The 7,698-nt window shown below is 70.6% G+C and carries 5 protein-coding genes; 4 read left to right on the forward strand and 1 reads right to left on the reverse strand.

The window, feature by feature from the left end; all coding sequences use genetic code 11:
- The first annotated feature begins 103 nt into the window (after positions 1–103).
- Positions 104–358: a LysR family transcriptional regulator gene (locus IE145_RS23585; protein ID WP_032791501.1), complete on the forward strand. Its 255-nt coding sequence runs from the start codon at positions 104–106 to the stop codon at positions 356–358.
- Positions 359–400: 42 nt separating this feature from the next.
- Here the strand turns inward: IE145_RS23585 and IE145_RS23590 are convergent, their stop codons facing one another.
- Positions 401–1,051 carry a response regulator gene (locus IE145_RS23590; RefSeq protein ID WP_189527447.1) on the reverse strand — a complete coding sequence of 217 codons (651 nt, stop codon included), beginning with the start codon at positions 1,049–1,051 and terminating at the stop codon, positions 401–403.
- A 163-nt stretch (positions 1,052–1,214) separates the two neighbouring features.
- On the opposite strand from IE145_RS23590, the gene IE145_RS23595 reads away from it, so the two are divergent.
- From IE145_RS23595 to IE145_RS23605, 3 genes are read left to right on the forward strand one after another with little or no spacing between them, the layout of a single operon-like run.
- Positions 1,215–5,222, forward strand: a complete 4,008-nt coding sequence (locus tag IE145_RS23595; protein WP_189527448.1) for a PA14 domain-containing protein — start codon at positions 1,215–1,217, stop codon at positions 5,220–5,222.
- A complete protein-coding gene (locus IE145_RS23600; protein WP_093444282.1) occupies positions 5,219–6,187 on the forward strand; it encodes a TauD/TfdA family dioxygenase in 969 nt (322 codons plus the stop codon). The genes IE145_RS23595 and IE145_RS23600 overlap by 4 nt, the downstream gene beginning before the upstream one ends.
- A gap of 2 nt (positions 6,188–6,189) precedes the next feature.
- Complete coding sequence (locus IE145_RS23605; RefSeq protein WP_189527449.1) at positions 6,190–7,410, forward strand: cytochrome P450; 1,221 nt, start codon at positions 6,190–6,192, stop codon at positions 7,408–7,410.
- Positions 7,411–7,698 lie beyond the last annotated feature (288 nt).

Below are 7,698 nucleotides of genomic sequence, written 5' to 3' on the forward strand. Positions count from 1 at the left end.
ACCCACTTTGACTGAGTTGATATGGAGGCGAATTCATTGGTGCCGACGCGTGGCGTCGGAACGCGGCGAGCCGGCTTGCGGCTCGTCGGAGACAGGGGGACAGATGCACGAGCGGGAGTTCCGGGCTTTTGTATCCATAGCGGAGATCGGCCGCATGGATCAGGCTGCGAAGGTACTGGGGTATTCGCAGCCGGCCGTCAGCTACCAGATCAAGTGCCTGGAGCAGATGCTGGGTACGAAGCTCTTCACCCGGGACTCCACAGGCGCGCGGCTCACCAGGGAGGGGCGCATGATCCTGCCGTCCGCCCGCGCCGTGCTCGCCCTCATCGACAGCATGAAGGGTGTCTGCGCGGCCTGACGGAGTGGGGCTCCGGGCCGGTGGTCCGGCCCGGAGCCCAGGTCAGTCGGGCCGGATGTTCTCCCAGACCCAGGCCGCGATGCCGACGCGGTTGCGGACATCGAGTTTGCGCTGGATGTTGGCGACATGGGTCTTGGCGGTGCCGGAGGAGATGAACAACTCCGTTCCGATCTCCGCGTTGGTGAGGCCCTTGGCGACGAGCCGGGCGATTTCGATCTCACGCTCCGTGAGAGCCTCGGTTGGCTGCTTGCCCCGTTTCTGCTCCCGGCCCTGAAGGTGCTTCAGCAGTTTCACGGTCACCGACGGACTGATCATCGTGTCGCCCGCCATCGCGGCGCGGACCGCCTCCACGAGCAGGGCGGGACCCGACCGCTTCAGCAGGAATCCGCAGGCGCCGTGACGCAGCGCGGCATGGACGTACTCGTCCAGGTCGAAGGTGGTCACGACGATGACGCGGACCGGGTTCTCCACCTGGGGGCCGGCGAGCAGACGGGTGACCTCCAGACCGTCCATCCGCGGCATACGGATATCCGCCAGAACGACATCGGGACGTAGCTTCGCGGCCAGTTCGACGGCCTGCAATCCGTCGACGGCCTCACCGACAACCTCCATGTCCGGTTGGGAGTCGAGGATCAGCCGGAATCCGACTCGGACTGATTCCTGGTCGTCTGCGAGAAGTATGCGGGTGGTCACAATCAATACCGTAGCCGTCGGTGGCACTGCGTAGCCACCGGATCGCGTATTCAAAGATTCTCTGCGGGCTATGGGCCGGATACCGCTGTTCGGCAGTATCGCGACAGATACCTCTCGACCGCCGTACGCGGTGCGTTTTCCTACGAGGAGTGGTGGGGTGGGCATGGCTCACAGCAGAAGGCTCGGAGTGGCTGTGGCGAGCGGGGCGGCGGTCTCCCTCGCGATCGCGCTGCTCGGCTCCGAGACGCCGGTGTCGGCGCGGGAGGGCGGTGCGCACGATGTGGCTCTGCTGTCGGCCGTGTCCGGTTCCCCGGTTCGGGCGGCCTGGCCCGACGGCGTGTTCGGCGCGGAGCCGAAGTCCTCGGGCGGTCCCGCGGCGCGGGCAGCCGGGCCCCGGGACGGCGCGGTCCTGACGGACACGCGTCCCGAGCTGGCCGTCGAACGGACCAGGGGCGCCCGGGCGTACGAGTTCGTGATCGGCACGGGCGCGGACCCGCGCACCGGCCAGGTGACCTCTTCCGGGTGGATCTCGCAGCCCCGCTGGAAGGTGCCCGCCGGTCTGCTGAAGGACGCCGGGCAGTACCGGTGGACCGTGCGGGTCCGGCACCGCGACGGCCGTGCCGGCGCCGACGCCCCGGCGAGGTCCTTCACCGTCAATCAGCGCCTCGTCGGCGCGGAGGCGGGCGGCCCCGCGCCGACGGACACCCTCGGCCCCGTGACGGTCAACCTCGCCACCGGCAATGTGAGCGTCTCCGTCAACACCGCGCAGGTCCCCACCGGCGCGGGCCAGCTCGGCGCCACCTTCAGCTACAACTCGCAGGCCGTGGCCGACTCCGGCCTGACCGGCTCGTACTTCCCGGGCGACTCGGCGACCGGAATCGGCGCCGAGGAGCGGCCCGCCGCCGTGCGCACCGACGCCCGGATAGGCTTCCGCTGGGGCGCCGAGGCTCCCTACCCGGAGGCCGACGCGGACTCCGCCTTCCGCGTGCGCTGGACCGGAAAGCTGCGGGTGCCGGCCCACGGAAGGTACCGGCTGGGCGGTGCGCACGACGGCGGGCTGCGGATCTGGCTCGACGGAAAGCTGGTGCTGGACGACTGGGACCGTACCGCCGCCACCGGCGCCGGCGCGTCCTACGGCAAGGCGCTCATGCTCCGTTCCGGGCGTGCGCATGACCTCAAGGTCGAGTACCGGCGCACCGGCCCCGGCGGAGAGGTCGGACTCCGGGCCAGCCGGGGCGGCCGTGCCGTCGCCGTGCCGGCCTCGTGGCTCTCGCCGTCCGGCTCCGTGCTGCCCCCGGGCTGGACCGTGACGCCCGCCGCCGAGGGCGGGGCGACCGCCGGTGCGGCCAACTCCGTCCAGGGTCCCGCAGCCGCCGCGGCCGCTCCCGGAGCCGCGGCCGACCGCGGCCAGGAGGGTGCGCCCGCGACCGGGAGTGCCGCGCCGGACACCGCCGGGAAGCGTGCCGCCGAGGGCGGAAGCAAGGGCAAGAAGGGCGAGGGCAAGGGCGAGCAGGCCCCCGAGTCCGGCCCGGATGCCCAGGCCGGTCTGATCGAGGCGGCCGAGGAGCAGGGGCTGACCTTCTCGTACGCGGGCAGCGCCGCGTGCGCGGACAAGGCGGCACCGGCCGGCTTCGTCTGCGCGGTCGCGGTGCCGGGCGCCGGGACGACGCAACTGCACTACAGCGAGGGCAAGCTGACCCGGTTCGAGAACCCGGGAGCGGAGAAGACTGACCTGGGATTCAGCGCCGACCACCGGCTGACGGCGGTACGCACCCCGCTGCTGATGGACTGGATCGCCGTGGACCCCGCCCGGCGGGACTCGAAGGCGGCCCAGTACCGCGTCGACTACTCCCGGGACGGCCAGTTCCCGAAGAGCGTCACGGGCCCCGAGCCCACGGGATTCGCCACCCGTCACTCCAGGAGCCCGCAGCACGGGTACACCTTCCGCACGGGCGGCACCGACGTGTGGGTCGCCGGGGTGGGCGCCCCGCGCCGCACCACGCACGACGCCGCCGGCCGGCTGCTGACCGACACCGACGCGACCGGGCGCACCGTGCGCACGGCGTGGACGCCCACGGACCAGATCGCGTCGCGCACCGACGCGGCGGGGCTCGTGACGACCACGGTGTACGACGAGAACACCGGGCAGCCCTCGGGGACGTACGGGCCGGGGCCGGCCAAGTGCTTCGGTCCCGACCTGACCCCGGTGAGCCCGGCGCCCGCCGGCTGTGCGCGGATCCCGGCCGAGACGACGACCCTCGGGCCCACGGGCATCACCACCGTCCGCGCCGACAGCGACGGTGTTCCCGAGCGGGTCGTGGAGAACCGCTTCAACGCGATGGGCATCCCGGACACCACCGTCGTGGACCCCGAGGGCCTGGCCCTGGCGACCACCATGGAGTTCGACGCGGCCTTCCGGCCCGTCGCGCAGAAGCTGCCGAGCGGCGCCAGGCGGACGTACGAGTTCCATGGCCCGGACGAGCGGGTCGACAACCCCTGCACGCCCGAGAACGACCCGGCTCCCCAGCGCGGCCTGCCCAAGACCGTGAGCTCCGCCGTCCCGGGCGCCGGAAAGACGCCGCGGGCGGAGAAGTTCGTCTTCAACGCCCGGGGACTGCCCGCCGCCGTCAACTTCGGCGGGGGCGACTGGACCTGTGTCACCTACGACGACCGCGGCCGCATCGCCAAGATGTTCATCCCCGGCAACGAGGCGCTGGCGGAGCGCACGGTCGTCTACGACCTCGCGATCGGCGGCGACCCCCTCCTCGGCGGCTCGACCGAGCCGGACCACACCGTGCGGATCCGCACGGACCTGCTGGGCCGCGAGATCGCGTTCACCGACACCTACGGCACCCGCACCGAGACGTTCTTCGACCGGGCGGGCCGGCCGGTGACCGAGAAGGTGACGCCGCCGAACCACCGCGACGCGGCGCAGACCAAGCGGACGCGCTACGACGCCGCGGGCCGGGTGCTCTCCGTCGAGCTGGACGGCAGGAGCCTGGCGAGCACGGAGTACGACGCGGGCGGCCGGCTCGCCGGCGTGCGGTACGGCAACGCGACCCGGCTGACCGTCGGGCGTGACGAGGCCGGCCGGATCGTGGCGAAGAACTGGCTCCTGGCCGACGGCCGGAAGGTCGCGGCCGAGGTCACCCGGTCCCGCTCGGGCACGGTCGTGGACGAGTCCGTGGCGGGCGAGGAAGGCCGCACGGACGGGCCGGACTTCCGCTACGACGGGGCCGGACGCCTCGTGGAGGCCTGGCTGAAGGGACACCGGTACGGCTACGACTTCACCTCGCCGGCTCCCGCCGACTGCCCGGAGGGCACCCGTTCCAACGCGGGCCTGAACTCCAACCGGGTCCGTCTGACCGACCGTACGGCCGAGGGGACGACCGAGACCGGCTACTGCTACGACGACGCCGACCGGCTGATCGCCATCACCGGGGACGACCCGGTGACCGGCTTCAGCTACGCCGAGAACGGTCACCTGACCGGCTACGGGCCCAAGGACGCGAGGACGACGCAGCGGTCGGACGCCGGTGAGCGCTACCTCGGCGGCGGCACGAGCGGTCCGGGCGCGGTGGACGTCACGTACACGGAGGACACCGTCGACCACCAGGTGGGCCGCAAGGTCACCGGTGCGGGCGCGGAGGAGCACCTCTACGGAAACACCTCGATGGACGACGCGGACCTGGACCTGGTCCTGCGGACGGACAAGCGGGTGCTGTCGCGGATCGTGGCGCTGCCCGGCGGTGTGGTCCTCGGTACGAAGAGCGCCGCGTACAGCGGCAAGGAGACCTGGAGCCACCCGACGGTGCGCGGGAACATCTTCCTCGTGACGGGTGACGACGGCCGGCAGGCCGGCGAGATCCACCGGTACACCCCGTTCGGCGAACCGCTGGACACGAAGGGCGCGGTGGACCGCGACCACGTGCCCGACAACATGCCCGGTGACTTCGACCACGGGTGGCTGGGCCAGTACCAGGTGCTCACCGAGCACTCCGGCGCGCAGTACGCGACCGTGCTGGACACGCGGGTGTTCAACCTGGCCTTCGGCAGGTTCTCCGCCCCCGTGGGGGACGGCCCCTTCCTGAACGGCTACGAGTACGCGGCCGGTGACCCGGTCAACCACACGAGCATCAACGGATTCGACCTCGAGGTGGAGACAGAATGATCAAGACGCCCTTTACCGACGCCGAGGCCGAAGTCCTCGAGCACAACGGAACCCGGCTCGTCCGCGTCCGCCCCCGGCACGACGGGGACCACCGCGCCTGGTTCACGGCCAACACCGAAGCCTTCCGCTCGGCGATGTACGAGCACGCGGCGGTGATGGTGAAGGACTGCGGGATCGTCGAGCAGAGCGAACTGGCCGTCCTCGCCGAGGAGATCGGCGGCAGCACCCTTGAGTACAACGAGCGCTCGACGCCCCGCAGCCGGGTCACCGGCAAGGTGTACACCTCGACGGAGTACCCGGCCGACCAGAGCATTCCGCAGCACAACGAGAGCGCGTACTCGGAGAACTGGCCGCACAACGTCTTCTTCTTCTGCGCCCTCGCGGCGCGCACCGGCGGCGAGACCCCGGTGGCCGACAGCGGCGCCGTGCTCGACCGGCTGCCGGCCGGTCTCGTCCGGCGGTTCGAGGAGAAGGGCGTCGTGTACACCCGCACCTACCGCACCGGCATGGGGCTGTCCTGGCAGGAGGGGTTCCAGACCGACGACAAGGGTTACGTGGAGAGCTACTGCGCCGACCACAACATCCAGACGGACTGGGACGGCGACCTGCTGCGCACCCGGCAGAAGCGCCAGGCGGTGACCGTGCACCCGGTCACCGGCCGGAAGGTGTGGTTCAACCAGGCCCACCTGTTCCACGTGAACGCGCTGCCCGAGGACGTACGCGAAGGGCTGCTCGAGATCTGCGGCGAGGACGGACTGCCGCGCAACGCCTACTACGGCGACGGCACCCCCATCACCGCGGACGAGCTGGCCACCATCCTCGGCGTCTACGACGAGACGACCCTCGCCGAGACCTGGGGCACCGGGGATCTGCTCGGGATCGACAACATCCTCACCTCGCACGGCCGCCGCCCCTTCACCGGGGACCGCAAGGTACTGGTGGCCATGACGCAGCGCGAGGCATAGCCATGGCCGTGGCCACGCAGCCGCCGGGAGCCGTGGATCTCAGCGACCCGCAGACCTTCCTGGACCATGAACTGGTGCCGATGTGGCAGCGGTTCAGGCGGGAGAGTCCCGTCCACTGGCATGCCGTCGAGGGCTGGAAGGTGCCCGGTTTCTGGGTGCTCTCCCGCTACGACGACGTCATGTCCGTCTACCGGGACAACAAGAGGTTCACCTCGGAGCGGGGCAACGTTCTCGCCACCCTCCTGGAGGGCGGCGACTCGGCGGCGGGCAAGATGCTGGCGGTCACCGACGGCCGGCGCCACCGCGAGCTGCGCAATCTGCTGCTGAAGGCCTTCGCGCCCCGGGTGCTGGAGCGCGTGGTCGAGGGGGTGCGGCGCCGGGCCGACCGGCTGGTGCGCCAGGGGCTCGAACGCGGGGACTGCGACTTCGCGCAGGACATCGCGGAACACATCCCCATGGCCACCATCGCCGATCTGCTGGGGGTCCCCGCGTCCGACCGGGACTACCTGCTCTCGCTGACCAAACAGGCGCTCAGCGCGGAGGAGGCCGACCAGTCGGGCGACGAGGCCCTCGTCGCCCGGCAGGAACTCCTCCTCTACTTCGCCGATCTGGCGGAGGACCGCCGCGAGAACCCGGAGAGCGACGTGGTGAGCGTGCTCGCCACGGCCACGATCGACGGCGAACCGCTCACCGAGCAGGAGATCGTCTTCAACTGCTACAGCGTGATCATCGGCGGCGACGAGACCAGCCGGCTCTCGATGATCGGCGGGATGCACGAACTGATGGAGCATCCCGAGCAGTGGCGGCGGCTGAGCTCCGGGGAGGTCTCCGTGGACAGCGCGGTGGAGGAGGTGCTGCGCTGGGTGACGCCGGCCATGCACTTCGGCCGCCGGGCCCTGACGGACGTGGAGATCGGCGGCACGACGATCCGGGCCGATGACGTCGTCACCCTGTGGAACACGTCGGCCAACCACGACGAGGAGATCTTCGAGGACCCCGGCACATTCGACCTCGGCAGGACACCCAACAAGCATGTGTCCTTCGGCTACGGACCCCATTTCTGCCTCGGCGCCTATCTGGGCCGGGCGGAGATCCACGCCATGCTGACCGCCCTGCGGACCCATGTGTCCGAGGCGGCGCCCACCGGGCCCGCCAAACCCATCCACTCCAATTTCCTGCGCGGGTACAGCAGTCTGCCCGTCTCCATGCGTCCACACCGGTAGGACCGTCCCCCGCTCCTGCCGGAGTGAACGAACGAGTGCCCCGACCTCCCCTTGGTCGGGGCACTCCATTCTTGCGCCGCCGTCTAGACCGCCGCGCCCGCGTTGACCAGGGCAATGCACATCTTTCGATATGACGATCTCGGCGGATAGAAGTTTTTCATGCGCCCATGGAGACGCAGGCCCGCGTTCGTACTGTTGATCCGGTCGCCTACAGGTACTTTCTGTGCGATTTCACGGGTCCCGCAGTGTCTATTCAATCGGAGTGAATGGAAATGGCCGATCAGAACG

The organism is Streptomyces sindenensis (assembly GCF_014649035.1).
Classification (GTDB): Bacteria; Actinomycetota; Actinomycetes; order Streptomycetales; family Streptomycetaceae; genus Streptomyces; species Streptomyces sindenensis.

Coding starts and splice junctions, on each gene's coding strand:
- IE145_RS23600 (WP_093444282.1), top strand. CDS start 5,219: ATGATCAAGACGCCCTTTACCGACGCCGAGGCCGAAGTCCTCGAGCAC.
- IE145_RS23605 (WP_189527449.1), top strand. CDS start 6,190: ATGGCCGTGGCCACGCAGCCGCCGGGAGCCGTGGATCTCAGCGACCCG.
- IE145_RS23595 (WP_189527448.1), top strand. CDS start 1,215: ATGGCTCACAGCAGAAGGCTCGGAGTGGCTGTGGCGAGCGGGGCGGCG.
- IE145_RS23585 (WP_032791501.1), top strand. CDS start 104: ATGCACGAGCGGGAGTTCCGGGCTTTTGTATCCATAGCGGAGATCGGC.